This window comes from Carnobacterium sp. CS13 (assembly GCF_016653495.1).
GTDB lineage: Bacteria > Bacillota > Bacilli > Lactobacillales > Carnobacteriaceae > Carnobacterium_A > Carnobacterium_A antarcticum.
Window position 1 is genome coordinate 324,774 of sequence record NZ_CP067364.1, and the last position, 26,345, is coordinate 351,118.

Below are 26,345 nucleotides of genomic sequence, written 5' to 3' on the forward strand. Positions count from 1 at the left end.
AGTCAGCTTTTTTGCTGTTCACGTTATGATCAGACAAGCTGAATTTTTGCTTAATGAAGCTAAATCCTTTAGATTAAAATAGATAAGAGAAACAGATAAAACAAGCAGAACTTCTAAAGGAGGAACGTTTTATGTACAAAGATTTAGAGGGAAAAGTTGCAGTCGTTACTGGAGGCTCTAAGGGAATAGGAAATGCCATTGCTAGGCGTTTATCAGAAGAAAAAATGTCCGTTGTCATCAATTACCACAGCGATAAAGAAGGTGCCGAAGAGACGGTTGCTGATTTGAAAAAATTAGGCGGCGAAGCAGTTGCGGTACAAGCAGATGTGGGAACTGAAGAAGGAGTAGACAGTTTATTGAAAGCAGCTTTGGAAAATTTTGGTGGTTTAGATTTATGGGTCAATAATGCTGGAATGGAGAATCAATCTCCCACCCATGAATTGAAATTGGAGGATTGGAACAAAGTATTGAACGTCAATTTAACAGGAGTATTCTTAGGTTCTAAAGCCGCTTTAAACCACTATTTAGAAAAAAATAAAAAGGGCAACATTATTAACCTATCTTCTGTTCATGAACGGATTCCTTGGCCGACATTTGCGCATTATTCAGCAAGTAAAGGCGGAGTGAAGTTGTTTAATGAAACAATCGCTTTAGAATATGCACATAAAGGCATTCGAGTGAACAGCATTGCACCAGGGGCTATCAACACGCCCATTAATGCTGAAAAATTTGAAGATCCAGAGAAAAAAGAAAGTACTTTAGAGATGATTCCGATGAATACCATCGGAAAACCAGAAGAAGTAGCTGCGGCCGCTGCTTGGTTAGCTTCTGCAGAATCAAGTTACGTAACGGGCACGACATTATTTGTGGATGGTGGAATGTCGCTTTACCCATCATTTGAAGAAGGAAAAGGTTGAGCAGTTAATCAAACGGATAGTGCCAGCCAAAGAACCATTTAAGAAGGAGAAGAACAAATGGATAAATTTATGAAAAGAGCAGTAGAACTTGCAGCAGCAAATGTTCGCAATGGAGGCCAGCCGTTTGGAGCGGTGTTGGTAAAAGAGAATGAAATCGTCGCTGAAGGTGTGAATGAGCTGCATAACACTTATGATATCAGTGGACATGCTGAAATGCTGGCTATTCGTAAAGCTCAGTCAGAGCTTCAAACCCATGATTTATCGGACTATACGATATATGCCAGCGGAGAGCCGTGCCCAATGTGTTTAGCAGCGATGTATTTATCTGGTATGAAGCAAGGATATTATTGCGCATCGGTTGAGACAGCTGCTGAAACTGGCCTAGGCGCCTCTCAAGCAATTTATGCAGATTTTAAAAAACCAAAATCAGAACGAAAACTTTCGATGAAGCAGATACCATTAGAAGAAGGCCAGGAAAACCCAATGGAAATTTGGCAAAATAAACAGTAGGAACCGTTTATTTAAGAATTTTAAACAGGTTGAAGAATAAGTACCGTTTAAGTCTATTTTAGATTTAAACGGTACTTTACTGTTGTGTTTTAAATCTTAAAAAAGAGAAAATTAAGTTAAACTAAATAAAAAGGTTGCATTGCAAATAAAATTAAGTTATGCTTTAAAACGTAATCGTTACGATTTGTGACGCAAGTTTTTGGAATTTCCTTGTTTCACTACATAGATTATGGTCCATAAAAATAGAATGGTTTAAGATGGGGAGGAATTAGAACATGAAGAAAAAATTAACTTATTTAGTTTTGACTTTATTTGGGGCGGTCTTATTGATTGCCGGATGCGGGAAATCAGGAAATTCAGCTAATGAAGAAGATTCTGGCAAATTAAAAGTCGTTACGACTTTTTATCCAATGTATGATTTCACAAAAAATGTAGCGCAAGAGAATGCAGTTGTTTCTTTGCTTGTTCCAGCAGGAACAGAAGTACACGACTTCGAACCGAGTGCCAAAATGATAGCACAAATTGAGAATGCTGATGTTTTTGTTTACAACAGTGATGAAATGGAAACTTGGGTACCCAGTGTACTGAAATCGATTGACACAAGCAAAACAGTTATTGTGAATGCAAGCGAAGGTATTGATTTGATCCATAACGAAGCAGATGCCGATGAGCACGATGAGGAACACGAACATGAAGGAGAAGAACATTCTCATGCTGTCGATCCTCATGTCTGGTTAGACCCAGTATTAGCACAAGCAGAAGTAACAAATATCCAAAAGGGTCTTGCAGAAGCTGACCCTGATAATAGCGATGTTTATGCAGCTAATGCAGAAACTTATCAACAAAAGTTAGAAGATTTAAATCAAGAATTTGTATCGGCTTTTGAAAATGCGACAAAACGTTCTTTTGTGACGCAGCATGCAGCTTTTGCTTACTTAGCAAAACGCTACGACTTAACTCAGATTTCCGTCTCAGGGTTATCCTCTGATGCAGAGCCTAGTCCAGCCAAATTAGCAGAACTATCTGATTTTGTAACTGAAAATAAGGTTGATTACATTTATTTTGAAGATAATGCATCCTCTAAAATTGCAGAAACATTAGCAGATGAAGTTGATGTCGAGTTGCTGGTATTAAGTCCGATTGAAGGCGTTACGCAAAAAGAACAAGATGCAGGAATAGACTACATTCATGTGATGCAAGATAACCTTAATGCTTTAAAGAAAAGTATCCAATAATAGTAAAACAAGTCGACTATTTTAACACTTCCAAGATCAACTTGTTTAAAATTAAAACAGTGAATGCTAAAAAATAATAGACAGGAAAAACAACAATAACAAAATGATCTATATCTAAAAACAAATGATTGGCAACCTATATTAAATAGGAGGTTAATCGTTTGTTTTTTTCTGTCTTTAAAAACAGCCATCCAAATCAATGCGCTTTGTTTGGATAAGATTGTTAAGGCTTAAAAAAAGTGGTATATTTCATTTGTGAGAACGCTTTAAAAATGCAAGGAGGAGATCATTTTTTATATGCTAGCGTTAAAAAAGAAAAACATAACATTGTGGATATTGTGTTCAATTGTATTGGTTTTTTTACTGCTCAGTTGTTTATTCTTTTGCCCAGAACACTCGTGAATACATTCGTGAGATGAATGGGTATCTGCGGAAAGCGGAACTTATTCTAGATCAATAGCGGTAAAAAGAAGAAAAGAAAAGAACGTTAAACGACTGGTTTTCAACTACACTAAACCCCTTCCCTTACATCTGGTATACTAACACAGTAAATAAGAGGAAAAAATTGAGAGTTAACAATTATAATGAATACGTTTTCTTTGCGTGGTTTGTATAATCTTATAAATAAAAATTACTTCTTGAAATCAATCTAAAACAACGGAATGGATGAAAGGAGCGACTCCAGATGGCAACCCCAACATATGTATTGACTTTGCCGTTAAAAACAGAGCTTGGGCAAGAACATAAACTGAATAAACGGTTGGAGATTGCTCGCGGCATTTACAATGCCTGTCTGGGAGAAGCTCTAAAACGGATTCGTTATATGAAAAGAGATCCAGCATACAGAAAAACCGTTAAGATGCCAAAAGGGATAGAACGAAATCAGGGCTTCCGTTCTTTAAAAAAACAGTACGGCGTGGAGAAGTATGCTTTAAACGGGTATGTTCAAGAGATGGGCCATTTGTTCAAGCAGAATATCGGTTCCCAAATGGCGCAAAACTTAGCTGAACGAGCTTTTGCTGCGGCAGAAAAAGTTTTATACGGAAAGAGCCGTCAGGCTCACTTTGTCCCTTCTGGGCACTTCTTTTCGGTAGAAGAAAAAACAAATCAAACCGGTCTACGTTATTTTTCAGACACGCGAACCGTTAAGTGGCTCGGCTTGGTGATGCCCGTCAAATTAAAAACAACCGACGAATATGCTCATACAGCTCTATTGGATCGAGTGAAATATTGCCGTTTAATGAAGAAACAAATTCGCGGGAAAGACCGCTTCTTTATTCAACTCGTGCTGGAAGGCATCCCGCCGAAAAAACGAACCCATAACCACTCTACGGATGAAACGGCACGTGTCGGATTAGACATTGGAACAGCTACTTTGGCTGTCGTAAGCGACACAAAAGTTCAACTGGTCGAATTAGCTGAAGGCATTGAAGGAGAAGAAAAGAAAAAACGACGGATCCAACGCCGATTGGATCGGCAAAGACGCGCCAACAACCCAAATAAGTTCAACGAAGACGGCACGATCAAGAAAGGCAACAAAGACAAATGGGTCATCAGTAAAAATTACCAGAAAACCCGCAGGGAACTAACGGAGATTCAACGAAAAATCGCAGATAAGCGCAAGCAGTCGCACAATCGGCTGGCTAACGCTATCTTATCCTTAGGTCTGGATGTTCGAGTCGAACAAATGAATTGGAGCGGTTTGCAGAAAAGAGCAAAAGAAACGACCCTCAATAAAAAGACAGGAAAGTTCAACTGCAAGAAACGGTTCGGAAAGTCTCTCGCTGCTCGCGCACCCGCTTTGTTTCTCAAAATCGTAGATCGAAAGCTATCCTACCTTGATTTATCTCTAAAGAAAATCGACACCGCAAAAGTAAAAGCTAGTCAATTTGAACATATTAACCAAACGTATACAAAGAAGAACTTATCACAACGATGGAACTCCTTTGAAGAAGGCCAGATCCAACGCGACTTATACAGTGCCTTCTTGGTCCTAAACACGACAGAAGATTTGAAATCGATCGATATGGAACGCGTAAACCAAACATGGAAGAACTTTCATAGATTACATGATGCTGAAATCAATCGTCTAAAAGGGTTGAATAAAAAACAATTAAGCAGTATCGGATTGTGAAACAAAAAAACAACGGGTATTGAACTGTGCCCACAGGACACTAATGTGTACAGCGGTATGCTTGTCCATGAAAGTCTAAGGAACTTCAAACCAGTGGTTGATGTCCGCTTTCGGGAACGCAAGTTCTTGAAGTCAGTCAAACGAAGTTTGTCTCTCCTTAGAACCTCGTGACTTTAGTCATGAGAGGTTCAGAGTGGTCTTATTTTCTTGCTCAATGGAATCAAACGAGCTTTAATTGGAGGGATGCAAAATCATTCTATTTAGAAAGATTATAAAGCAATCCATTTCACTTATTACACTACCTGCTGGTATTGTTTTACTGGTTTGTTTGAGTTATTCATTGCCTTTCAGTATGAGAAAACCAGGTTTATTTCTGGATACAGTTAAAGAAACCGTTGCGCAAATCTTTACATATCGTAATTTTTCCGAGTTATCCACAAGTTATCAACAGGTCAATGGCTACTACACATTGAAATTGATCAGTGCAAGTCTGGGGATAACCTTATTTTCATTAATTGTGTATAGTTATTATTTTCCGAGGCTGAAGAATAAATCGATTATGAGACTCATAAGGTATTTGGAAGATATTGAGAGTTTGCCCGTTGTTGGCATAGTGCTTTTTGTCCATTGGTTCAGTGTGATCATCTATAAAGCAACTTCCATCTATCTATTTAAAACAGTTGGCACGCCTAGAGAGCCAGCGATAGTCGTCCCATTAGTTATATTGAGTATTTTTCCCATTGTATTTTTAATCAAATATATGACTCCCTATATCAAAGATGTTTACCGTTCCAATTATTTCATTTTCGCAAAATCACTGGGATATCCTAAATATAAATTATTTTTTTCCTATGTTATCCCCAGCTTATTAATATTTTTAGAAAGCATTATAAAATTTATTTATTTAGAAATGATCTCAGTGATGCTTTTTATTGAGATTCAATTCAATACAGGCGGACTATTGACCGGTCTAAGAAATACGCAAATCATGCCCTCTAATCACAGCCCGCAAATAATGGTCATTAACTATTTGTTTTTATTGTTGATTCCATATCTTTTTATGAGTATTTTATTTAAAATGGTCAAGATTTTTAGCCAGCCGATTAAACAAGATTGAGGAGAGGTGTTCAAATGCAAAGAATAGTTATTGTAGGACCATCAGGATCTGGCAAATCTACCCTTGGTAAAACCTTGTCGGATAAATTAGATATTCCAGTCACACATTTAGATTCGCTCTTTTTTAAAGCTGGTTGGGTCGAAATCGAAAAAAAGGAATTAGTAGAAAAAGTCACACATCTTATTTCGACTAATGAAAAGTGGATCATTGAAGGCAATTATTCCTCTACATTTCCCATACGGTTACAACATTGTGATCAAGTTATTTTTCTTGATTATCCTCGCTCTCTTTATTTGTTCAGAGCGATTAAACGTTCTTTTAAATACTATGGGTGTACTCGTCCTGATATGGCAGAAGGGTGCTTTGAACGTTTCGATTTTTCTTTTTTTAAATATGTTTGGAATTTTCCTAAAAGGCGAAAAAATTTGCTGGCTATTTTGAATGAACACAGCAAAGACAAAAATAATATAGTGATCTTAAAGAATACCAAAGAACTAAACCATTATCTTGATACAATTAATTAATGAATTTGAATGTAAAAATTGATTTAGAGATACTAACTGTATTGAACTTTGTTGGATCATACGGAAACTTGTTAACAACATGTGGATAAACCAGCTTACTTATCCACATGTTGGGGATAAGTATTAAATTTTAGTTTGGGATTGGGATAACGGTTCTTTTCTGCATTGTTTCTGTCTTTAGGGCAGGGCAAGTTTGTCCCAAAAAGTGAAAATGAGACAAACTATCGCAAAAATATGTCGGTTTTGTCCTAACAGAGTCAAAATGGGACGAGCTGCCGCAAAAATATATATTTATTTTAAATAAAGGTGCCAGCTATTGATCTTCCATTGCAATCATTAATAATTCAGTTTTTTCAGAAAACCAGAAAAAACTCGTTTTTCTTTAAAAAGCAGCTACTTTGACGTAATATGAACTAGACTAGTTACTTATAAAAAATCAGGAGGCTAACAATGAATTCGAATTACAATAAATTATTTGAACCTTTCACATTTGCATCAGGTGTAACTATAGATAACCGTGTCATGATGGCGCCGATGACTACCAATTCAGCTTTTGAAAACGGTATGGTGACGACCGATGAATTGTTGTATTATAAACGCAGATCAGCTGGCTTAGGTGCAGTGATCACTTCTTGTGCACAAGTGATGGAAAACGGGAAATTTGCCGGGTCATTTAGTGCAGCTTCTGACAATCGAATTGAAAGTCTTTCGAAATTAGCCAAGACGATACAGAGTACAGGGGCTAAAGCGATTTTACAAATTTTCCATGTCGGACGGATGGGCACAAGCAGCACACTTAGAGGCGAACAACCGGTAAGTGCTAGTGCGGTACCGGCGCTTAGAGATTTTGCAGAAACACCAAGAGCGTTATCGGATCAAGAAGTCCGTGAGCTAATAAAAGCATATGGCGAAGCAACGAGAAGAGCTATTCAAGCTGGTTTTGATGGTGTTGAACTTCATGGAGCAAATACCTATCTCATACAACAATTTTTCTCTCCGCATTCGAACCGCAGAGACGACCATTGGGGAGGCACACGTGAAAAACGGATGAATTTTCCGCTTGCAGTTGTACAAGCAGCAAAAGAAGCTGTTAAAACCTATGCTGAAAAACCTTTTATTTTAGGGTACCGGATATCCCCAGAAGAAATGGAAGAACCAGGTATTACGCTTGAGGATACGTTGGAATTGCTGGAAAAACTTAAAACGCAAGGGCTGGACTATTTCCATGTTTCAGTTGGCAACGTAATGCAAGGACCCATGCGCGATAAAAAGAATAAGAAACCGGTCATTCAAATCATTCAAGAAAAAGTTGGAAAGGATATTCCAATCATTGGTGTTGGGTTGATCCAAAGCCCGGATGAGGCAATTGATGCGTTGGCATTAGGTATTCCGCTTATCGCCATTGGGCGTGAAGCAATTGTAGAGCCGGATTGGATCAAAAAAGTCAGAGAAGGAAATGAAAAATTTATTCGTACTGAAATTCGTCCCCAAGATAGAGCAGATTTAATGTTGCCGGATGCTATGTGGGAATACGTAGAAAGCAGACCGGGTTGGCTTCCGATTGTTGAAGACTAGTGCCGTGGGTGTCTTTCCTTTAGGGCTTTCCAGTTTCTTTATGCTAAAATAACATTAAGAGTTAAATACAATTTTTAAAAGGGGGATAACTGTGATCAAAGCTGTAATATTTGATATGGATGGTGTCATAGTAGACACAGAGCCGGTTTATTATGAAAGGCTCCATGAGTTTTTTAAACACAACAATATACACCCGGAGATTGAAGAGCTAGACAACATCGTAGGGTCTAGTTCTGTCGATACTTGGGATGCCATTCAGCGTATCTGGGGCAAAGAACTGGATAAAAACCAGTACGAAGAAGAATACAACGAGTTTCATGAAAATAAGCCGGTTGACTTTAAAGAAATAGTCGATCAAGATATTACAGTAGTCTTGGAATGGTTGACCAAAGAAAAGTATAAAATAGGATTAGCCTCTTCTTCATCTTATGATGATATCCAAGAAGTCTTGGAACAATGCAACATTAAACATTATTTTCATTCTGTATTAAGTGGAGAGATGTTTGAACAATCAAAACCAAATCCTGAAATTTATTTAAAAACTGCCGAGGCGCTAGAGGTTCAGCCGGACGAATGTCTTGTGATCGAAGATTCTACTTACGGTATTATGGCAGGCAAAGCAGCAGGAATGTATGTTTTGGCTAAAGAAGATAACCGATTTAATTTTAACCAAGGACTTGCCGATGGGAAAATCCAGCGATTAAAACAAGTGATTACTGAATTAAAAAACTAAATCAGAAAAATTACCGCCCCCCTTTAAGGAAAGTGAGGCGGTATTTTTTTAGTTGCCAATTTGCTAATGACGACAAAAAAGCCTCTGCTAATCAAAGCAAAGGCTAAAAAGGGGGTGAAGCTAAAAATTCAATTTGGGGAATTGAATAAATAAAAAGGTTGGTTTAGTTTCTTTCTGTGGTATAAACTTAGTATAAACATGAAATGTGAAGAAAAGAAGACGGAAAATGTAAAAAAAGATGAAAAAAGTATAGAGTTGCAACAGTCAGTTTTAGTTGTCTCTCTATAGAACAATGCACAAAAGGAGAGTGTGTAGCAGTATGAAAAAGACTAAATTCTTTATTGCAATAGGATTTTTCAGCTTAATCTCAATTCTGGTCTCAGGGTGTTCCAGCGGTGCAAAAAATGATGAAGCAGTAGTCCAGGATCAAACGGTCCAAGCGATTGAAAGAGTGCTCCAACAAACTTTAAATGCTCCAGATGAAGAACTTCTTGCAGAATACTATTACCTGGTTAATTCTGAGGCAGCCTCTGATGAACGGGAAGAACCAGAAACGGGTACATTAGATACTCTGTTAGAAGAAAGATTTGGCGATTATTTTACAGAGCAAGGTTACGAGAAGTTTATTGATGAGCTTGCGTTCAACTATTCTATCGGAGCGGAGGCTTCAGAGTACCAATTAATTATCGATAAAATTGATGTCACACAAGATGAAGATCATCCACATCATTATACATTTGATGTTCAGTTAATTTGTATAACAGATGACGGTGAAGAAAAAATTGTTCTTATTACAGGGCAAGCCGAAAGCCAAGAAAAGGGAAAACTAGCTTCGCTAGAAATTAATGATGACGAAGGAATAGAACAAGAAATGGCTGACAAGAGTCAAGAACACCACTAAGACACAAGAGAATAAGGTTGTATGTACTACTACAACTACTACAGGCTATGCAGGAAAAATAAAGAGCTTTAAGGTAGTTTAGAAAGGGAAAAAACATGACTAAACAAATCTCGTTAACGTTAAAATATGCCGGATTACAGAGTCTATATTGGATGAGCTTTTGCGCTGTTTATGGATTTGCATCGGTGTATTTGCTAGCCCAAAACTTTGAAAACCAGCAAATCGGTCTGATATTAGCATTAGTAAATATCTTTTCGGTTATTTTACAGCCGGCTTTTGGGTTTCTGATCGATAAGCTCGTCAACTTAACTCTAAAGAGGGTTATTTCTTCTATAGCAGTAATCAACATTATTTTATTGATTGGCTTAATCGCTGAACCCGGTAACCTTCTGCTAAGCACAGTGTTGTACATTGGCGTAGTGTCATTAACCTTAACGGTGCAACCGCTGCTTAATTCGCTGATTTTCGAACACATCAACGAGGGGCTAGAAATAAATTATGGGTTGGCACGGGGAATCGGTTCTCTTTCTTTTGCATTTATTTCCTTTTTTTTAGGAAGAGCTCTTAACGACTACAGTGCAGCTATTATCCCAATACTTTGCATTGTGTTATATTCGCTTTTTTTGCTTCTCGTATTAACTTTTCCAACAACTGAAGCGCAATTAACTAAAGAAACTGTTTTTCTTCAACAAAGTGAAGCAAAACATCAAGAAAGTTCTGTGTATTTTTTCAGAAAATACGACCGCTTTATCCTTTTTTTAATGGCTATTGTATTTCTTTTTGTTTTTCATACCATTATTAACAGTTACCTTATTCAAATTATGACTAGTCTTGGTGGAAAAGATAGTGATTTCGGCTTATCTTTGACAATAGCGGCTTCAGTAGAACTGCCAGCTATGTTAGGGTTCAGTTATTTAGCCACTAAATATAAAAGCAGTCGATTACTAAAAATCTCAAGCGTTTTCTTTGTTATCCGCAGTCTGTTGTTTTTAGGCTCCAGTACAGTTTGGATGATCAATTTTGCTCAGCTGTTTCAAGCTCTTTCTTTCGCTATTTACGTTCCCGCTTCTGCTTACTATGTTAACCAGCTGATGCAGACAGAGGATAAAGTGAAAGGACAAGCGTTAGTTATCGGTGCCACGACTTTAGGAAGTGTATTTGGCAATGGCTTAGGAGGGTGGCTGTTGGATCATACGAATGTCACTATGATGTTAATAGCTGGAGTACTGGGTGCTGCAATGGGCTGTCTGCTGTTATTATATTCTGTCGAAACAGAAATTTAAATTTAAAATATGAAAGAGTGAGTGAAACAATGGCAAATTATCAAACGTTATTATTCGATGTAGACGATACGCTGCTTGATTTTGGCGCAACAGAAAAACAAGCTTTGGCTTTGCTTTTTGAAGAACAGCAATTAGCGTTTACGGCAGAAATGGAAGAACGGTATACCCTTATCAACCAAAGCCTATGGGCATCTTTTGAGGAAGGCAAAATTGAACGCGATGAAGTCGTGAATACTCGATTCTCTACGTTGTTTAAAGAATTTGAAAAAGAGGTTGATGGAATTTTATTTGAACAAAAATACCGCAATTATTTAAATGAAGGACACGATTTGATCGTAGGAGCACTTGATTTGATTCACGAATTGAAAAACGATTACAATCTATACATCGTAACCAATGGTGTTTCCAAGACACAATACAGGCGGTTACGAGATTCTGGTCTTTATCCGCTATTTAAAGATATTTTCGTATCGGAGGATACCGGCTACCAAAAACCAATGAAAGCTTATTTTGATTATGTTTTTGCCCGCATCCCCAACTTTTCAAAAGAAAATGCGTTGATCATAGGAGATTCTCTAACGTCAGATATCAAGGGTGGCCAATTAGCTGGAATCGATACGTGCTGGTTCAATCCTGAAAAGAAAGCGAATAAGACAGGAATCCATCCTAATTACGAGATTCATAAAATTGAAGACCTCTATCAAATTTTATAAAATACTTATTTAACTGGAACAGAGATAGGTAGGGAGACATGAAATCCGCTTAAAGCCTTTCGGTTCATTTTTCGAGGAAAAATGGTAAACTAATAAATAGATAGGGATTTCCTTATGGATTTCTTAATCAGCCTAAAGTAGGATGATAGAATAAAAAAGATACGATAAGATGAGAATACAAAAAAGTACCAACGGAGGGACATATGAATAAACTAAAGAAAATCGGGTTAGCAGCAGTAGTGATGGTGGGTTTAGTTGGGAGCGGAACTTTAACCAACTCAGCCAGCGTAGATGCAGCCAGTAATGGAATCGATACAACAGTTGTCAATGAAAAATGGGGCAAGCCGACTTTTGTCTACGGCGGCGGGTTATCAGAAGCTCAAATCAAAGAAACCGAACAATTATTGAATATCAAGGATTTGGATAATGTGGCAAGTGTCGCAGTTACCGGAAAAGATTTGCAACATTACTTAAACACTGGTTCCGGCAATACCGCTAATATGATTTCATCCGTACTTGTGCAGAAAGAAGATGAAGGAACGGGCGTCAAAGTAACCATTGAAACGCCAGAAAACATCTCAGAGATCACTCAAGAACAATACGCCAATGCAGCAATCACTGCTGGGGTAAACGATGCTAAGATCATGGTAGCCAGCGTGCGTCCAGTAACAGGTGAAAGTGCATTGACTGGAATTTATAAAGCCTTTGATGTCAATGGTGAAGAGTTGGATCAAGATAGAATGGAAGTTGCCCAAGAAGAATTGGAGACAACGAATGAAATCGCCCAAGAGAATGCAGAAAACTCAGATTTTGATTCAGCTAAACTCGACAAAGCGATTATTGAAATCAAACAAGCATTGGCTGACTTGAAAGAGCAGCAAGGTCAATTGGCAACGAAAGAAGACATCAAACAAATTATTGATGAAGCTTTAGCCAACAACCAACTTGAAAACGTAGTGACTCAACAACAAATCGATCAGTTGATGGCTTTATTCGAAAAATACCAAAAAACTTCTGCCATTGATTCACAACAAGTAAAAGAACAATTACAAAATTTGTCAGAAACGGTCAAAGATAAAATTGGAAATGTCGTTCAACAAGCAGAAGATAGCGGATTAACCGATAAAATCGGAAACTTCTTCAAACAAATCTGGGATGCTATTGTTGGGCTTTTTAATTAAATTTTTGAAGATCTTCATAAATGTTAATAAGCTCCGTTTAAGGAAACAAAGTCTGTTTCTTTAGGCGGAGCTTTACTTTACCTTCAATTAATGGAGTTGAAAGTAAAATGAACGTTGCCAATCCAGCAAGGGTATGCCACTATATAAGTAGCAATAGTAATTGGAGGAAATGACACATGTTTAATTTGCCAAATTGTCCAAAATGCAATTCAGAATACACTTATGAAGACGGCAGCTTTTTAGTATGCCCAGAATGCGGCCATGAATGGGCTTTAGATACAATTGTTGAAACAGACGAAAGTGAAAAAGAGTTCAAAGATGCACATGGAAACAAACTAATGGATGGAGATTCAGTGATCGTTATTAAAGATCTTAAAGCAAAAGGCACTTCATTCGTTGTAAAAAAAGGAACCAAAGTAAAGAATATTCGTTTGGTTGACGGCGACCATGATATTGATTGTAAAGTCGAGGGTATTGGAGCCATGCAATTGAAAACGGAATTTGTAAAAAAAGCTTAGTGTCAAAAGGAAACCCATTAAATGCAGTCTAACCCAACTACTTAATATCAGTGAAGCAGCAAAAACCGAAGCCATTTCGTTTAACTTAAACGGCTTTGGTTTTTTTGTTTTTCTTTCAAAAAATCTGCTGAGATTTATGCAAGAAAAATTTAAAATAGACATTTATATGTTAAAATGGGAACTGTCTGTTTTTTTAAAACAAGATAAGAAAACCTGACGAATGCAGGAGGACAATCATGAAAAAAAATGTATTTAATAGAATCACACCATTGGCTTTAGCTATTATACTAGGTATCGGAATAGGCTTCTTTTTTATACAAGGCCGTGTTAATGTGGAAGAAAAGGAAATCGACATCACACTGTTGGCGACTTCTGATATTCATGGACGTTTTATGCCTTGGGACTATGCAAGCGACGAACCTAATTTAGAAGGCAGTTTAACGCAACTACAAACACTAACCAAAGAAGTTCGAGAAGAAAACCCGCATACTATTTTATTAGATGCCGGAGATACGATTCAAGATAATTACGCTGAAGTATTCAATGATCAATCTCTATCACCTCTGATGGTGGCTATGAATGAAATGGGATACGATGCTTGGGCATTGGGAAACCATGAATTTAATTTTGGATTGGATGAATTAGAAAAAATTACTAGCCAATATAAGGGGCCTAAACTAGCGGGAAATAGTTACAAAGAAAACGGAGAACGGTTTTTACCCGCGTACACCATTATAGAACGAGAAGGAATCAAAATCGGTATCATCGGAATGGTCACACCAATGGTTACTGAATATGAAAAAGATACGGACCATTTGGATGGTGTAGTCATCAAAAATGTGATCGAAGAAACTAAAAAAGCTGTTGCAGAATTAGATGGAAAAGTGGATGCTATCATCGGTTTAGTTCATATGGGATTGGAAAATGAATTGGGAGTTCCAGAAACAGGCGTCAAAGATATTGCAAACGCAGTCCCTGAATTAGATGCGGTCTTCGCAGGACATGATCATGTGCTGATTGAAAAAGAAGAAGTGAACGGTGTACTTGTGACCGAGCCTAACCGCTACGGGACACATCTTTCTCGGATTGATTTAACGTTTCAGCACCAAGGTGATCACTGGGTATTACAAGCGAAGGACGCAACGGTGATTCCCGTTGTAGCTGCGGATGGAAGCATTGCTGAATCGGATAAAGAGTTGGAAACCTTACTAAAACCTTATCATGACATTGCTCGTGCAGAATCCAATAAAGTCATAGCGGAATTAAAAGGAACGGATTTAGTCCCTAAAGATGTGATTAAAGGCATCCCAACCGTACAGATCCAAGAAACTCCTTTAACCGATTTTCTGCATGAAGTGATGCTTTACTATAGTGAAGCAGACGTTGTTGCCCATCAAATCGATAATGATCAAGCTTCTTTAGATCGAGGCCCAATCAGAAAAAAAGATATTGGGTACAATTACCAATTTGCAGATGGGGATGTTTCGGTTTACCGAGTTACCGGTAAAGAATTGAAAGAGTATATGGAATGGGCCGCTGGTTATTTCAATACAGCTCGCTCAGGAGATGTCACTATTAGTTTCGATAAATCGCGCCGTTCAGCTGAAGAAGGGACAAATGACATTTTCGGAAACGTTAAATATGAAATTGACTTAAGAGAACAACCTGGACACAGGATCAAACACTTGCGGAAGTTAGACGGAACACCAATTAAATCAGATGATCAGCTAACCTTAGGTATGAACTCAGATCGAATGGAATTTCTTCGCTCAAAAGGAGAACTATTTGAAGGGAAAAAATTTAAAAAGATTTGGGCTTCGCAAGATGAAAGTGCTTATGGAGCAACAGAAGGTTCCATTCGTAATTTAGCCATTCACTATTTGCAGGAAGTCCAAAAAGGCGAGTATAAACCGGACTTGCAAACCAACTGGAGAATAGTCGGAATCGACACAGAATCAGCTGCCTATTCAGCAGTAGTTTACTTAGCTAACAAAGGAATTATAGAAATACCGAGTACAAAAGATGGAAAAGGGACCAATATTGAATCCATTAATGTAACGGATCCTATTTCAAAACCAATGGTAAAAAAATTAGCTTTAAAAGCAAATGTAAGCGAAGAACCATTTTCTGAAGTGAAAACGACAGGAGATTTTTATCAAAAATTAGCGCAGGTACTAAAAGAGTCAGAATCTGTAAAAAAATAAACTGCGTTTACTGAGAAGCATAACCTTTTTTCAGCAAATCGTTCACTATCCTGAGTTAAGAAAGGGCAACGTTACAACTATGAGAAAAATAAAAATTAATCGGTTGGCCATCTTGCTGATATTTTTAGCTGTTTTTGGTATTTCTGGTCCGGTTGTTTGGGGCCAAGAACCTACTCAGTTTAATGCTGAGTCTGAAAAAGCATTGGAAGAGTCTATCTCCCTTCCCGCTATTCATGAGAATACTAAAATTTACAATGGAAAGAGTGCAGTCGGAACAACTGTTTATTATCAAATTAGCGACCGAGAAGAAACACGAACAGCAGTGCCTGTAAACGAAACAGGCAAGTTTGCCATCGATTTTGGAACGATTAACTTTACTATTGGTGAGACCATTCGTTTTTATATTCTAGATGAGTCGACGGACTGGACAACAGAATTAGAACAAAGCATTTTGCCAGCAGCAACCGGTTCAGAAGTCATGGGCATGAACCAAACCGCTTCAGAAGAAGAAACAGCTCTTCAAGAAGCGTCGTCGTTACCAGCCCTCTATCCTTATACAAAAGAATATACAGGACGCACTGTTCCGGGCAGCACCATTCGTTTATTGATAGACGGTGTGTTGAGCGAGTCATTTGTGAAATCTGTTTCCTCTTCCGGAGAATTTCAGTGGTCTTTTATTGATGAAACCCTTCAAATTGGGCAATCTATTCAATTTGTGATCGTATCTAAAGGAACGACCAGCATACTGGATCAGATAGTTTCAGAACCCACAGAAGAATGGAAAGCCGCAAGTGATAAAATAAAAAAAGAAACAATTTTACCTGATATTTATTCTACGACAACATCCTATACTGGAAAAACCATTTCAAATGCCCTTATTGCTGTTGAAAACCGTCAATCGCCTGAAGATTTTATCCTTGAAGTTAGGTCTGATGAAAAAGGAAATTTTTCAGCTGATTTCAGCAGCTTAGGCAAACTAACAGAAAACGACACGATTCTTTTTACAATAACAGATGTGAAAGGCAGTTATGCTAGTTTTGAGCAGTTTGTATTGTTAGAAGAACCTGCTGAACTTGAGAAAACAGAACCGGCGAATGAACCAGAAATTGTATCAGAAAATGAGCCCATCATTGATTCTTCAAAAATAGAAAAAAAAGCAGATTTAGAGGTTGGTAGCAGCTCAGTTATCGACAAGCCGCTAAGGGCAAAGGCAGCGACAGAACTCATGAGTAATCAAATCGAGGAGAGTACTCCAAAAGCGCCAGTGAAAGAATCTGATGGGGATAATGAGATGCTTGAATCTGATAAGCTGGGAACTGTGTTTTCATCTCAAAGCAGCATTGAAGAACAAATAGAACAAACAGATCCAGAAACGGATAATGAATCAGTAGATAAAGGTTCTTCTATTTTTAGTTCTTTGACCTTACCTATCCTTGTTTTGCTAGGAGCTATTAGCATGGGAGGATTTTTATACAAACATTAGACTAGCTTAGTTTACATCGTCTCTAAGCTAGTTGGAAAACCATCTCTTAAATTAGAGTTGGTTTTTTTAAAATAAACTACTAAGCTTTTTATTAAAAACATAAAGAAATAATGAACGTTAAAATTAACAACGAGGTGAGACAGTGGTAAAAGGATGATTTGTTATGGATAAAAAAATGATTGATCAAGTTTACCTTAAACCTATAAAAAAAGAGTGGGAAGAATTAGAAGGCTTGCCATTAAACGAAGGGAAAATAGAATGGAAGAAGCACATTGAAACAATTGACCAAGTCGATTATGCTAATCGCATCACTGCCGGTGAAGCGAAACAACCAGCTCGATATTTCATGTTGGAATTCGTTCAAGAGGATGATGACGGTCAGTTTTTTGAAGATGCTAAAACATTAATAAGTTTATTGGAAGAAAAAAATAATTAAAGACAAGAACCCTAAAAGCTCCTAAACTAAAGCGGTCATCTGCTAAATTTAGGAGCTTTTTATTGTTTTTTTAAAACTTTAAAAGCTAATAGCCAAATGGAACTAGCGATTACTGAGTATAAATAAAATCAGAATACTTTCGAGAACGTTTGTTTGTTTTTTTTGTTCACATTTGTGAATGCCCATGCTACTATGGAGTAAGAAATTATGCTGCAAAATTAACGACAGGAGTAAGGTTATGCAACTATTCAAAGGAAAGAAAAATAAACGTCGTGTGTTCATCTTTTTAATGCTCATCAGTTTTCTCGTGATAAATTGGTTTTACCAAACCATCATTCAACAGAAATTGGCCTTATATTTAAAGCCGATTTACATCTTGCCAGATAGCCTCATTATTTCATTAATGGTATCTTTGTGTTTGGCTTTTCTTTTAGCAAGAACCCTTTATCGCATCATTTACCGTACAAAGAGTCTAAAGAACATAAAACTTTCTTCACTCGTGTATTTGATAGCCTTGATCGGCTTTTTGTTTTTCAACAGTTCAAGCCGTCAAGGAACGACGTTAAACCCTTTAGCTTTTGTTGGAGAATTGTTAAGCGGCAGTGGCGTGGATCCGTTCTTTAACCTAGCTTGTTTTGTTCCCTTAGGTTCTTATTTGAAGCGATTCAACCTTAAGAAAATAGTGGCAAAAGCATTTGTTCCTTTATTCTCAGTAGAACTTGTTCAATACATAGTAGGCTTAGGGTCTTTTAATGTGAGTGACCTATTTTTAAATTATATGGGATTATTCGTAGGGTACCAACTTATGAATGCTCGTTTTGTTAAGCGAATGATGACTAAATAGGTAGAATTTTAAAACTTGTCAAAAAAGCTCTCTTTAATTTCCATTAAACAGTTGGAAATAAAGAGAGCTTTTTAGCATGGCGGTCGTTTTTCTACCTTGGTTTTTTTATTTCTTTGGCAGCTGTTCGAGTGTCCTTAATATAGACGATAATTGTTTTAATCACTGCGAAAGCTGGGACTCCGAAGATGATTCCAACGATTCCAAACATTTTTCCTGCTACTAATAAAATAAAAATAATGGTTAACGGATGAATCGCTAGAGATTTTCCGACAAATTTTGGAGTTAAAAAGTTAGCGTCTACTTGCTGAACGATAAAAACGACTAAAGCAACAAAAAAAGCGGTCCCAGGAGAAATCGTTAATCCGATAATAAAAGCAGGGGCTGCACCAATGAAAGGACCAATGTAAGGGATAAGATTGGTTGCGCCATTAATGATAGCCAATAGCAAAGTGTAGGGTATACCGACCATTAAAAAACCGAAATACATCAAGATAGCCACTACAATACTAGCTAATCCTTTGCCGCTGATATAAGAAGAGATAACGTCGTTTATCTGGGGGAGCAATTCAAACACATGCTTTTGAAAATTTTTAGGGAAAATCGCTGCAACAGCAGGTTTAAATTTCTCGCCATCATGAAACATGTAGAATAATATGATTGGAACAGTGATCAAGGCAATGGCTACACTAGTGACGGTAGAAATAATAGAACTGATGCTTGTTGTAAAGCTAGACAAAATCGTTTTTGAAATGGTATCAAGTGAAAGATTCAAACGAGTCAATGTTTCATCGACGTTTATGTTCGTAAGTCCTGGAAGCAATTTTAAATCTTCAGCATGAATTTCGATATTTTCAATTAAAACTGGAATATTAATAACCAATTCGGTCAGTTGTTCCATTAAGGCAGGTGCAATTTTAATGATAAAAGAGATCATTCCGCCAATAAATAAAATCATCATCAAAACAATGGCGTAAGGGCGTTTGATTCTCATTTTTTGCATAAGTTTGACTAAGGGATTTAGTAAATAAAATAAAAAGCCTGCGCTTAAGATAGGTATAAAAAGCGTAGAAAACAAGATAAAGATAGGGTGGAAAATAAAACTGATTTGAGAAGCTATATAAATAATAGCAGCTACTGCTAATAGCCATAGAGTCCAAAATAATAATGATGATTTTTTAAAATAATTCATGCCAGTCTCCTTTTTAAATCAGCTCTGATCGAACTGATTGTTTATCGTCTCATCTCCTTCCATAGTAACATTATTCAGCAGTTTGTTCTGCATTAATTAGCAATTGAAAACAATCAAGAAACCATAAATCGTTCTCTTGTTTGCTTATTTCTTTGTTTTAGAAATCCAAGTATGACGGAAAATTTTAAGGAGAGGGCGTATGGTTAAGAAGATACTGGCCAGTAAATAAATAACATTGCCATAAATAGCAGGAGCTCCAAAAAGGTTCAATAAGCTCCCAGCAATAAACATTAACCCAGTAATAACATCGTTCGTTAAGGAAATAACTTGGTATTTTTTCTGGAAATAAATTTTGAAACGTTTAGCTTCAATCTCAACGTCGTTTTCTTTACGCTTGATTTTTGGCATAATGCTCATCCTTTCGTTCATTTTTTTCCTTTAGTTTCTTCAATAGTCACACTGGATTGCGACAGTAGAGCTAATTTTAGTTTAACAGATTCTTAAAATAAACTTGGGTTATTTCACTCTATTTTTTCGAACAGAGCAGCACGCTGCTTAATAAAGCTGATGAGCTGATAAGACAGCAAACACCTCAGTCGCTTCGATAGTACTTTTCTAGTAGAAAGGTTAGAATAAAGAAGGGAGAATACCGTTTGAAAAATACCGGCTTAAAAGAGAGGATTGTCTGCTATGTATGGGAGTATTGTGTTAAAGGTTGCTTTTGGGTTAGTTGGACTGTTGCTTTTTACCCGTTTATTAGGTAAAAAAAGTATGTCTGACATTACACCATTCGATTTGATTTATACTCTAGTGTTAGGCGGCATTTTAGAAGAAACGATTTATGATGAAAAGATCAAGTTAAGTCATTTTTTTCTGGCATTGACAGTATGGGGAGTGATGATTTATATTATCGAGTCTCTTGTTCAAAAAAATTCTACTATCAATAAGTGGATCAAAGGCCAACCGTGTATGTTAGTACAAGACGGGCAACTGAATATAAAAGGATTAAATAGCAACCATGTAGAAATGGAACAGTTGAGAACGATGATGCGGCAACAAAATTGTTTTTCTTTGAAAGAAGCAAAATACGTGATTCTTGAAACAGGAGGGACGATTAGTGTGATGAGAAATGAAGAAGAAGACGCGGTGCTCACCATCCTTTTAATAGATGAAGGAGTAATCAGTGAGAAAGCTCTACTAAGTATCCATCAAACTAAAGATTGGTTACTGGATATTTTAAAAGAAGAAGGCCAATCTCAGGTAACTGAAATTGCATACGCAGAATGGTCAAGGGAACACGGTTTATACTGGAAGACTTATGCAGAGTCAGTGAAAGAGCCCTATAAAATTGATGGTTAATAAAAAAAACTCCTATCCTTGATTCGTTTAGAAAAGGATAGGAACTTATGTTAGTCAAATGCGACAGCAATCATGAGGGCATCTATTGGATTGACCACTTGATCAATAGTATAAACGGTCATTCTATCTTGCCAAAGGATACGATTGTCTCCTTGTTCAGCATCAAGATGGGCAAATCCATGCTGGTCAGGAATGGGGAGCAGATTATTTTCTAAAAATTCTACAGCTTCTTTTGCCAATGCAGCTCCTTGTTCGCTATTTTCAGTCCTTGCATGAGAAGCTAGCGCCCACTGCCCTTCATTCCAACCCGTATAAACAGAACCGGCCCCTGCATCTTGGTAACCTTTGATATCGTAGCCTAGATCAACTTCTTGTCCGCCTTGTTCGCTGAATGTTTGGTGGGCTATTTGCTCATCGGCTTCTTTTTGTGACGGGTATTGTTGAACGGTCAATCGAGCGATTTCTTCAGCTGAACTCGTTCCATCTGTTAACTGTTCGTTATTAATTGGAATAGGTTCATCGCTTTCATAGAAAACAATTGCGTACATACCGGATTTAGAAGAAGCGGTTGCACTCAAATGTTTCCCTTCTTTCATTGGAAGTTGTTTGGGCAATTTAATAGGTGCATCAGTATACAGTTCATTTCCAATGGCTTCAAGCACTTCTTGTTGAGTCAAGTCAACCGCTTGTTCGCCCGAATTTTCTGCAGCGCTGTCACTGGACTGGCTGGTCATTTCGCTGCTGGAATTTTCTTCGATAGAGCTTTCTGATTGACTGCTTTGGCTAGTTGTTTCTTGCGAACTTATTTGAGAAGAAGCACTGCTTGCTTGCTGTTCCGTAGTGTTATTATTCATTGAACATCCTGCTAACACAGCCAGGGTCATAAATGCAGGCAAAAATACTTTCTTATTTTTCATAAAGAATTCTTCCTTTCTTAGTTTAGAATGTACGGTCAGTGAATCAATTACAGAGACTGATTTTAAAGAAACTGCCTTGCAACCTATTATAGAAGTTGGAAATAAGGATATCCAATCATCTGTTTTTTAGAACACCAATGAAGAGAGCAGCGGCAAACGAATAAAGAAGGTTTATTTCCAACGCCTTCTTTAGTTTTAAATAGGTTAGTGTTCTTTAAGTTTGTGGACAATTTCTGTTAAGGATTCTTGCAATGTGATCGCAGGGCGATTGAGCAAGTGCGGTAAATCCTCACTCTCAACATCCAAATCCCCTTGTCGTATCGCTTGTTGAATTCCTACATAGAAATCGAGATATCCTTCTGGAGTGTTGTGATCGATCAAGGATTGACGATAAGCGCCATCGTCTACTTGCAAAACAGGAACTTCTTTATCTGCTAAACTTGATAAAATCTGTGCCATATCAGTATAAGTTTGAGGAGTGCCCGATAATTCATAGATGTTATTTTCATGGCCTCCGGCAGCTAAAATAACCGCAGCAGCTTCGGCGTAATCAACTCGCGGGACCCAGCCGACACGCCCATTGCCGGCGGACGTAACTAACGGTTCGCCAGCTAAGATGGTTTCTACAAGACCTATTTCATTTTCGATGTACCAGTTGTTTCGTAAAAACGCATAAGGAATCCCTGTTTCATGAATGAGTTGTTCTGTTACACGATGAACATGGGAGATGCTTAAATGACTGTTTTCAGGTTTGCTGATACTGGTGTACGCAATAAAGTTTATACCGGCCGCTTTGGCAGCGAAAACAGCATTTTTGTGGTGCAAAATACGTTGATCATCATCGCCTTGAGAAGAAATCAATAATAAACGGTGAATTCCAGTAAAAGCTTGTTCTAAAGAAAGCGGATCTTCATAATCAGCTTGACGAACATCGATTCCTTGTAAAATGAAATTTTCAGCTTTTTCAGGGTTACGTACAGCAACTGCAATAGATTCGGGCGGGACTCCTTTTTTTAACAAAGCTTCTACTACTTTACTACCCAGCATACCAGTGGCGCCTGTGACTAAGATTTTCATTATTGTATCCTCCTTATTTAAACAGAAAGCGTTTACTGATCTATAAATAGTCTACGCTTGATTAAAAAGTTAATCAACTTAAAGGCAAAATTGCAAAGGGAACAAAATGATTCTCTAACAAAAGAAAGATTAGAATTTGATGTGCATCCATATAGAATTAATGCCAAATCTTAAGAACTATCGTATAGTAGAAAGGTAGCTTTTTAAAAACAAATTAATTAAAGTAAAGATAGAGGCGCGATTTTTAAGAGTACAACTATTGAGAGGGCACAATGAAGTAGTTGGAAAGGGGAAATCGCCGAAGTGTTCGACAGAGCCAAACTGTTGATTGCTGGGGTTGAGCAGAATATGCTCAGCACTGTCACAAAATTTCAGGTATGAATTTGTGGAGGACTATCAACAAAGGGTATTGAAGTGTATGAATGAATACATAAAGTACGCCTTGAGTTGAATAGAACTCAAGGCGTTTTTTTGCGTTCAAATAGGAAAGGGAGTAAGGAAATGAAGAAGAAAGTTGGTTTGGTTTTAGTCGTAGCGGTTTTTATGGTATTCGCCGCTAGTATGAATTTTTCAAATGTTGACGGTGCTGCCGTCAATTATGGTTGGTTTACGTTAGTTCCGCCGGTTGTCTCGATATTATTAGCATTTGTGACTAAAAACGTCATTATTTCATTGTTTATTGGTGTTTTTTCAGGAGCTTATGTGCTCCATTTGGCAAATGGTTCGCTCTTTTTTGCGGTAATGCAAGCCTTCTTAAGTGTAGTGAATTACGCGTTGACTTCTTTGGCTGATCCTTGGAATGCCGGAATCATTTTGCAAGTTTTGACGATAGGCGGGTTGATTGCGCTAATGACTAAAATGGGAGGTGCAAAAGCTGTTGCGGCTGTCTTATCGAATAAAGCTAAAGGACCTAGAAGTGCACAAGTCATTACATGGATTCTAGGGATTTTAATGTTTTTTGATGATTATGCCAACTCGCTGATCGTTGGGCCTGTAATGCGTCCCGTAACAGACGAGAAAAGAATCTCCAGAGAAAAACTAGCTTTTATTGTTGATGCCACAGCTGCCCCTATTGCTGGAATAGCTTTAATTTCAACATGGGTAGGCTATGAAGTAGGATTGATCAAAGATGGATATGAAGCAATTGGGGAAACAGTCAATGCCTATAGCATTTTTATTCAAACGTTGCCTTATCGTTTTTATAACTTTTTAATGCTGGCTTTTGTATTGGCGACGGCTCTCTTATTAAAAGAATTTGGTCCAATGTTAAACGCTGAAAAGAGAGCGCGTAAACGCAACGCTCAAGATGCGGAAGACCTTAGTGTCGTTACAGCAACTGAACTGGATGAAATGGAACCTGTTGAAGGAATTAAATTGAGTGTTTGGAACATGGTGATTCCAATTGGAACGTTGATCATAGCAGCATTTGTCGGTTTCTATTTCAATGGGTATGCTGCCATTATGGAAAGCGGCGAAGCTGCGGCTATAGAAGTTCTAAAAACAAGCCCTGTTTCGCTTTTAGCTATACAAGAAGCCTTTGGTGCTTCAGATGCGAGTATCGTTTTGTTCCAGGCAGCTTTGTTGGCAAGTATCGTAGCGATGACGATGGGCGTGTCGAAAAAAATCTTTACTTGGGGTGAAGCAGTTGATACTTGGATCAACGGAATGAAGTCATTGATCGTTACTGGAGCTATTTTGTTATTGGCTTGGTCCTTAAGTGCCGTTATTGGAGAATTGGGTACAGCTGAATTTTTAGTTTCGTTATTATCAGATTCAATGCCTGCTTTCTTATTGCCTTCGATCATTTTTATTCTTGGTTCGATTATTTCATTTGCAACAGGGACTTCTTATGGAGCGATGGGAATTTTGATGCCACTGGCAATACCGTTATCTGCTGCATTGTCTAATGATCCAGAATTTATTGTTATGACTACCGGTGCTGTCTTGACGGGAGCTATTTTCGGGGATCATTGTTCACCGATTTCCGATACAACTATTTTATCGTCGATGGGAGCTGGAGCAGATCATTTAGAACATGTGAAGACCCAATTGTTGTATGCAATTGTGGTTGCTACTATCGCTGTTGTTTTCGGATTTATTCCTGTTGGACTAGGGATATCGATTTGGATCGTGATGCCGATTGCGATGGTCGTGACAGTTGCCACTGTTTATTTCTTCGGCAAACACGTTGAGGAGCCTGTTACGGATAGCAGCAAATAATGGAAAAAGAAGGGAGTGAGACAAAAAGCGTTTAGACCCGAATCACTGGAACGAATGAGCGCAGTATGGTCACAGACCATCGAGCATTATTCGTGAAGTGGACGTCGGGTCTGCTTTTTGGAACACGTTCTAGAATAAATATTCGGATATGCAAAAGAGGCTGGGACTTTTGTCCCAACCTCTTCTTTTCTTATTTACATTGCTGAAGCTGGATCTTGCCGGTCTGAGTTTATTAAAGAATCAGAGACCGGTCTATTCTGAAATTGATTGATCCGCTCGTCAATGATATATCCTCGCTCAATAATCAAAGCATTCTCTAGAATTTCATTAGGCTGATTTTCAACCAAGTCATCGATATACTTAGCGGTCTCGTTTGAAATAGCGCTTGAAGAAGAACGATAAAAAATAGTCGGAGTATGATCAACGGTATAGTGGACAACACCATCTATTTCATAAATCGGATTCTCTAAAGAAGTGGGAACGGTTGTTTCGATGGCGCCATGTTCATCACAGCTGACATCGATAATCATAGTCCCGGGTTTAAGATGTTTTAAATCTGTTTGATAAACAAGATGGTCTTTACGAGAAGTATCCCATAAAACAGCATTAACGATCACATCAAATTCAGTCATTTCTTTTCGGAACAGTTTTTCTTGGCGACGGTCGTAAACTCGAACGTCTGCTCCTAAACCGGTTAAAATACGTTGTGCGCCTCGTGCAGTATTGCCGCGACCTAAAAGGGCAACTTTGGTATCGTAAGGCATAACGCCATTTAGTTGACAGGCGTGCATGACGGCTGCTTCGCCGGCCAGTTCATTGTTGCGCCAGTAAGAATGCCGATTATCTTCATACATGTCTTCCCAAGCGTATGCTGAAAGCTCATTAGCTAATAATGTATCGGTTACTTCTTTGTTCTGGACAGCATGGATCCAACCGAATAATGTTTGTCCTGGGTGTAAATCCTTTAAAAAGGTAGCGTCTCCAATTTTAGGATCGCAGATGATATCTTGCGCTAAAGCAATTTCTCTCGAAACAATCTGACAACCTAAAGCCGCATATTCAGTATCAGAAATGTTTAAACCGCTTCCATAGCTTTCTTCAAAAAATAAAGCTTCTCGATGTTCTAACTGTGCAATGTCTCTAGGCAGCAAGGCGATCCGCTTCTCACCAGCTTTGTGACTGTTGACAAATCCGATAGTTTTCAGTTGTTTGTGCAGCATATTCCTAACCTCCTATATGTGATCATTATGTACGAGAAAGCCGGACATAGTACCT

General features: G+C 37.9%; 24 protein-coding genes and 1 riboswitch. Of the genes, 19 read left to right on the forward strand and 5 right to left on the reverse strand.

Going from position 1 to position 26,345, the window contains the following annotated elements:
- The first annotated feature begins 131 nt into the window (after positions 1–131).
- The 17 genes from JHE06_RS01595 (at position 132) to JHE06_RS01675 (ending at position 18,308) form a co-directional block, all read left to right on the forward strand.
- Positions 132–917, forward strand: coding sequence for a glucose-1-dehydrogenase (locus JHE06_RS01595; RefSeq protein WP_058919826.1), 786 nt, complete (start codon positions 132–134; stop codon positions 915–917).
- Positions 918–974: 57 nt separating this feature from the next.
- Positions 975–1,427: a nucleoside deaminase gene (locus JHE06_RS01600; RefSeq protein WP_058919827.1), complete on the forward strand. Its 453-nt coding sequence runs from the start codon at positions 975–977 to the stop codon at positions 1,425–1,427.
- A 275-nt stretch (positions 1,428–1,702) separates the two neighbouring features.
- Positions 1,703–2,662: a metal ABC transporter substrate-binding protein gene (locus JHE06_RS01605; RefSeq protein ID WP_201089146.1), complete on the forward strand. Its 960-nt coding sequence runs from the start codon at positions 1,703–1,705 to the stop codon at positions 2,660–2,662.
- Between the two features lie 685 nt (positions 2,663–3,347).
- The gene (locus tag JHE06_RS01610; protein WP_201089148.1) at positions 3,348–4,796 is read left to right on the forward strand and encodes a hypothetical protein; all 1,449 of its coding nucleotides are present in this window, start codon (positions 3,348–3,350) and stop codon (positions 4,794–4,796) included.
- A gap of 235 nt (positions 4,797–5,031) precedes the next feature.
- Entirely contained in the window at positions 5,032–5,913 is an 882-nt protein-coding gene (locus JHE06_RS01615; RefSeq protein WP_236253532.1) for a peptide transporter, read from the forward strand.
- Positions 5,914–5,927: 14 nt separating this feature from the next.
- A complete protein-coding gene (locus tag JHE06_RS01620) occupies positions 5,928–6,437 on the forward strand; it encodes a (d)CMP kinase (protein ID WP_201089150.1) in 510 nt (169 codons plus the stop codon).
- A gap of 450 nt (positions 6,438–6,887) precedes the next feature.
- Positions 6,888–8,012: an NADH-dependent flavin oxidoreductase gene (locus JHE06_RS01625; RefSeq protein ID WP_201089152.1), complete on the forward strand. Its 1,125-nt coding sequence runs from the start codon at positions 6,888–6,890 to the stop codon at positions 8,010–8,012.
- A gap of 91 nt (positions 8,013–8,103) precedes the next feature.
- Positions 8,104–8,745 carry an HAD family hydrolase gene (locus tag JHE06_RS01630; protein ID WP_082664232.1) on the forward strand — a complete coding sequence of 214 codons (642 nt, stop codon included), beginning with the start codon at positions 8,104–8,106 and terminating at the stop codon, positions 8,743–8,745.
- 319 nt (positions 8,746–9,064) lie between these two features.
- Positions 9,065–9,646: a hypothetical protein gene (locus JHE06_RS01635; RefSeq protein WP_058919836.1), complete on the forward strand. Its 582-nt coding sequence runs from the start codon at positions 9,065–9,067 to the stop codon at positions 9,644–9,646.
- A 95-nt stretch (positions 9,647–9,741) separates the two neighbouring features.
- Complete coding sequence (locus JHE06_RS01640; protein ID WP_201089154.1) at positions 9,742–10,929, forward strand: MFS transporter; 1,188 nt, start codon at positions 9,742–9,744, stop codon at positions 10,927–10,929.
- A gap of 29 nt (positions 10,930–10,958) precedes the next feature.
- Positions 10,959–11,642 (forward strand): YjjG family noncanonical pyrimidine nucleotidase, encoded by a 684-nt coding sequence (locus JHE06_RS01645; protein WP_201089156.1) that lies wholly within the window; start codon positions 10,959–10,961, stop codon positions 11,640–11,642.
- 203 nt (positions 11,643–11,845) lie between these two features.
- Positions 11,846–12,823: a DUF1002 domain-containing protein gene (locus tag JHE06_RS01650; protein WP_058919839.1), complete on the forward strand. Its 978-nt coding sequence runs from the start codon at positions 11,846–11,848 to the stop codon at positions 12,821–12,823.
- A gap of 176 nt (positions 12,824–12,999) precedes the next feature.
- Entirely contained in the window at positions 13,000–13,341 is a 342-nt protein-coding gene (locus tag JHE06_RS01655) for a zinc ribbon domain-containing protein YjdM (RefSeq protein WP_201089159.1), read from the forward strand.
- A 236-nt stretch (positions 13,342–13,577) separates the two neighbouring features.
- Entirely contained in the window at positions 13,578–15,545 is a 1,968-nt protein-coding gene (locus JHE06_RS01660) for a bifunctional metallophosphatase/5'-nucleotidase (protein WP_201089161.1), read from the forward strand.
- 79 nt (positions 15,546–15,624) lie between these two features.
- Complete coding sequence (locus tag JHE06_RS01665; RefSeq protein ID WP_201089163.1) at positions 15,625–17,028, forward strand: hypothetical protein; 1,404 nt, start codon at positions 15,625–15,627, stop codon at positions 17,026–17,028.
- 163 nt (positions 17,029–17,191) lie between these two features.
- Positions 17,192–17,464 (forward strand): hypothetical protein, encoded by a 273-nt coding sequence (locus tag JHE06_RS01670; protein ID WP_201089165.1) that lies wholly within the window; start codon positions 17,192–17,194, stop codon positions 17,462–17,464.
- 238 nt (positions 17,465–17,702) lie between these two features.
- Positions 17,703–18,308, forward strand: a complete 606-nt coding sequence (locus tag JHE06_RS01675; protein ID WP_201089167.1) for a VanZ family protein — start codon at positions 17,703–17,705, stop codon at positions 18,306–18,308.
- Between the two features lie 91 nt (positions 18,309–18,399).
- Here the strand turns inward: JHE06_RS01675 and JHE06_RS01680 are convergent, their stop codons facing one another.
- A complete protein-coding gene (locus JHE06_RS01680; RefSeq protein WP_201089169.1) occupies positions 18,400–19,497 on the reverse strand; it encodes an AI-2E family transporter in 1,098 nt (365 codons plus the stop codon).
- 144 nt (positions 19,498–19,641) lie between these two features.
- Complete coding sequence (locus JHE06_RS01685; protein WP_201089171.1) at positions 19,642–19,905, reverse strand: YrhK family protein; 264 nt, start codon at positions 19,903–19,905, stop codon at positions 19,642–19,644.
- A 282-nt stretch (positions 19,906–20,187) separates the two neighbouring features.
- On the opposite strand from JHE06_RS01685, the gene JHE06_RS01690 reads away from it, so the two are divergent.
- A complete protein-coding gene (locus tag JHE06_RS01690) occupies positions 20,188–20,856 on the forward strand; it encodes a DUF421 domain-containing protein (RefSeq protein ID WP_201089173.1) in 669 nt (222 codons plus the stop codon).
- Between the two features lie 50 nt (positions 20,857–20,906).
- Here the strand turns inward: JHE06_RS01690 and JHE06_RS01695 are convergent, their stop codons facing one another.
- Together JHE06_RS01695 and JHE06_RS01700 are read right to left on the reverse strand one after the other, a co-directional pair.
- The gene (locus tag JHE06_RS01695; RefSeq protein WP_201089175.1) at positions 20,907–21,773 is read right to left on the reverse strand and encodes a hypothetical protein; all 867 of its coding nucleotides are present in this window, start codon (positions 21,771–21,773) and stop codon (positions 20,907–20,909) included.
- 204 nt (positions 21,774–21,977) lie between these two features.
- Positions 21,978–22,850, reverse strand: coding sequence for an SDR family oxidoreductase (locus JHE06_RS01700; RefSeq protein WP_201089177.1), 873 nt, complete (start codon positions 22,848–22,850; stop codon positions 21,978–21,980).
- Between the two features lie 222 nt (positions 22,851–23,072).
- Positions 23,073–23,254, forward strand: a riboswitch (Lysine riboswitch).
- A 97-nt stretch (positions 23,255–23,351) separates the two neighbouring features.
- Here JHE06_RS01700 and JHE06_RS01705 point away from each other — a divergent pair.
- Complete coding sequence (locus JHE06_RS01705) at positions 23,352–25,070, forward strand: Na+/H+ antiporter NhaC family protein (protein ID WP_201089179.1); 1,719 nt, start codon at positions 23,352–23,354, stop codon at positions 25,068–25,070.
- A gap of 194 nt (positions 25,071–25,264) precedes the next feature.
- On the opposite strand, the gene JHE06_RS01710 is transcribed toward JHE06_RS01705, so the two are convergent.
- Positions 25,265–26,290: a N(5)-(carboxyethyl)ornithine synthase gene (locus JHE06_RS01710; RefSeq protein WP_201089181.1), complete on the reverse strand. Its 1,026-nt coding sequence runs from the start codon at positions 26,288–26,290 to the stop codon at positions 25,265–25,267.
- Positions 26,291–26,345 lie beyond the last annotated feature (55 nt).

Bases quoted from the DNA above. Each gene is read 5' to 3' on its own strand.
- JHE06_RS01595 (WP_058919826.1), top strand. From the start codon at position 132: ATGTACAAAGATTTAGAGGGAAAAGTTGCAGTCGTTACTGGAGGCTCT.
- JHE06_RS01600 (WP_058919827.1), top strand. From the start codon at position 975: ATGGATAAATTTATGAAAAGAGCAGTAGAACTTGCAGCAGCAAATGTT.
- JHE06_RS01605 (WP_201089146.1), top strand. From the start codon at position 1,703: ATGAAGAAAAAATTAACTTATTTAGTTTTGACTTTATTTGGGGCGGTC.
- JHE06_RS01610 (WP_201089148.1), top strand. From the start codon at position 3,348: ATGGCAACCCCAACATATGTATTGACTTTGCCGTTAAAAACAGAGCTT.
- JHE06_RS01620 (WP_201089150.1), top strand. From the start codon at position 5,928: ATGCAAAGAATAGTTATTGTAGGACCATCAGGATCTGGCAAATCTACC.
- JHE06_RS01625 (WP_201089152.1), top strand. From the start codon at position 6,888: ATGAATTCGAATTACAATAAATTATTTGAACCTTTCACATTTGCATCA.
- JHE06_RS01635 (WP_058919836.1), top strand. From the start codon at position 9,065: ATGAAAAAGACTAAATTCTTTATTGCAATAGGATTTTTCAGCTTAATC.
- JHE06_RS01640 (WP_201089154.1), top strand. From the start codon at position 9,742: ATGACTAAACAAATCTCGTTAACGTTAAAATATGCCGGATTACAGAGT.
- JHE06_RS01645 (WP_201089156.1), top strand. From the start codon at position 10,959: ATGGCAAATTATCAAACGTTATTATTCGATGTAGACGATACGCTGCTT.
- JHE06_RS01650 (WP_058919839.1), top strand. From the start codon at position 11,846: ATGAATAAACTAAAGAAAATCGGGTTAGCAGCAGTAGTGATGGTGGGT.
- JHE06_RS01655 (WP_201089159.1), top strand. From the start codon at position 13,000: ATGTTTAATTTGCCAAATTGTCCAAAATGCAATTCAGAATACACTTAT.
- JHE06_RS01660 (WP_201089161.1), top strand. From the start codon at position 13,578: ATGAAAAAAAATGTATTTAATAGAATCACACCATTGGCTTTAGCTATT.
- JHE06_RS01665 (WP_201089163.1), top strand. From the start codon at position 15,625: ATGAGAAAAATAAAAATTAATCGGTTGGCCATCTTGCTGATATTTTTA.
- JHE06_RS01670 (WP_201089165.1), top strand. From the start codon at position 17,192: ATGGATAAAAAAATGATTGATCAAGTTTACCTTAAACCTATAAAAAAA.
- JHE06_RS01675 (WP_201089167.1), top strand. From the start codon at position 17,703: ATGCAACTATTCAAAGGAAAGAAAAATAAACGTCGTGTGTTCATCTTT.
- JHE06_RS01680 (WP_201089169.1), bottom strand. From the start codon at position 19,497: ATGAATTATTTTAAAAAATCATCATTATTATTTTGGACTCTATGGCTA.
- JHE06_RS01685 (WP_201089171.1), bottom strand. From the start codon at position 19,905: ATGCCAAAAATCAAGCGTAAAGAAAACGACGTTGAGATTGAAGCTAAA.
- JHE06_RS01690 (WP_201089173.1), top strand. From the start codon at position 20,188: ATGTATGGGAGTATTGTGTTAAAGGTTGCTTTTGGGTTAGTTGGACTG.
- JHE06_RS01695 (WP_201089175.1), bottom strand. From the start codon at position 21,773: ATGAAAAATAAGAAAGTATTTTTGCCTGCATTTATGACCCTGGCTGTG.
- JHE06_RS01700 (WP_201089177.1), bottom strand. From the start codon at position 22,850: ATGAAAATCTTAGTCACAGGCGCCACTGGTATGCTGGGTAGTAAAGTA.
- JHE06_RS01705 (WP_201089179.1), top strand. From the start codon at position 23,352: ATGAAGAAGAAAGTTGGTTTGGTTTTAGTCGTAGCGGTTTTTATGGTA.
- JHE06_RS01710 (WP_201089181.1), bottom strand. From the start codon at position 26,290: ATGCTGCACAAACAACTGAAAACTATCGGATTTGTCAACAGTCACAAA.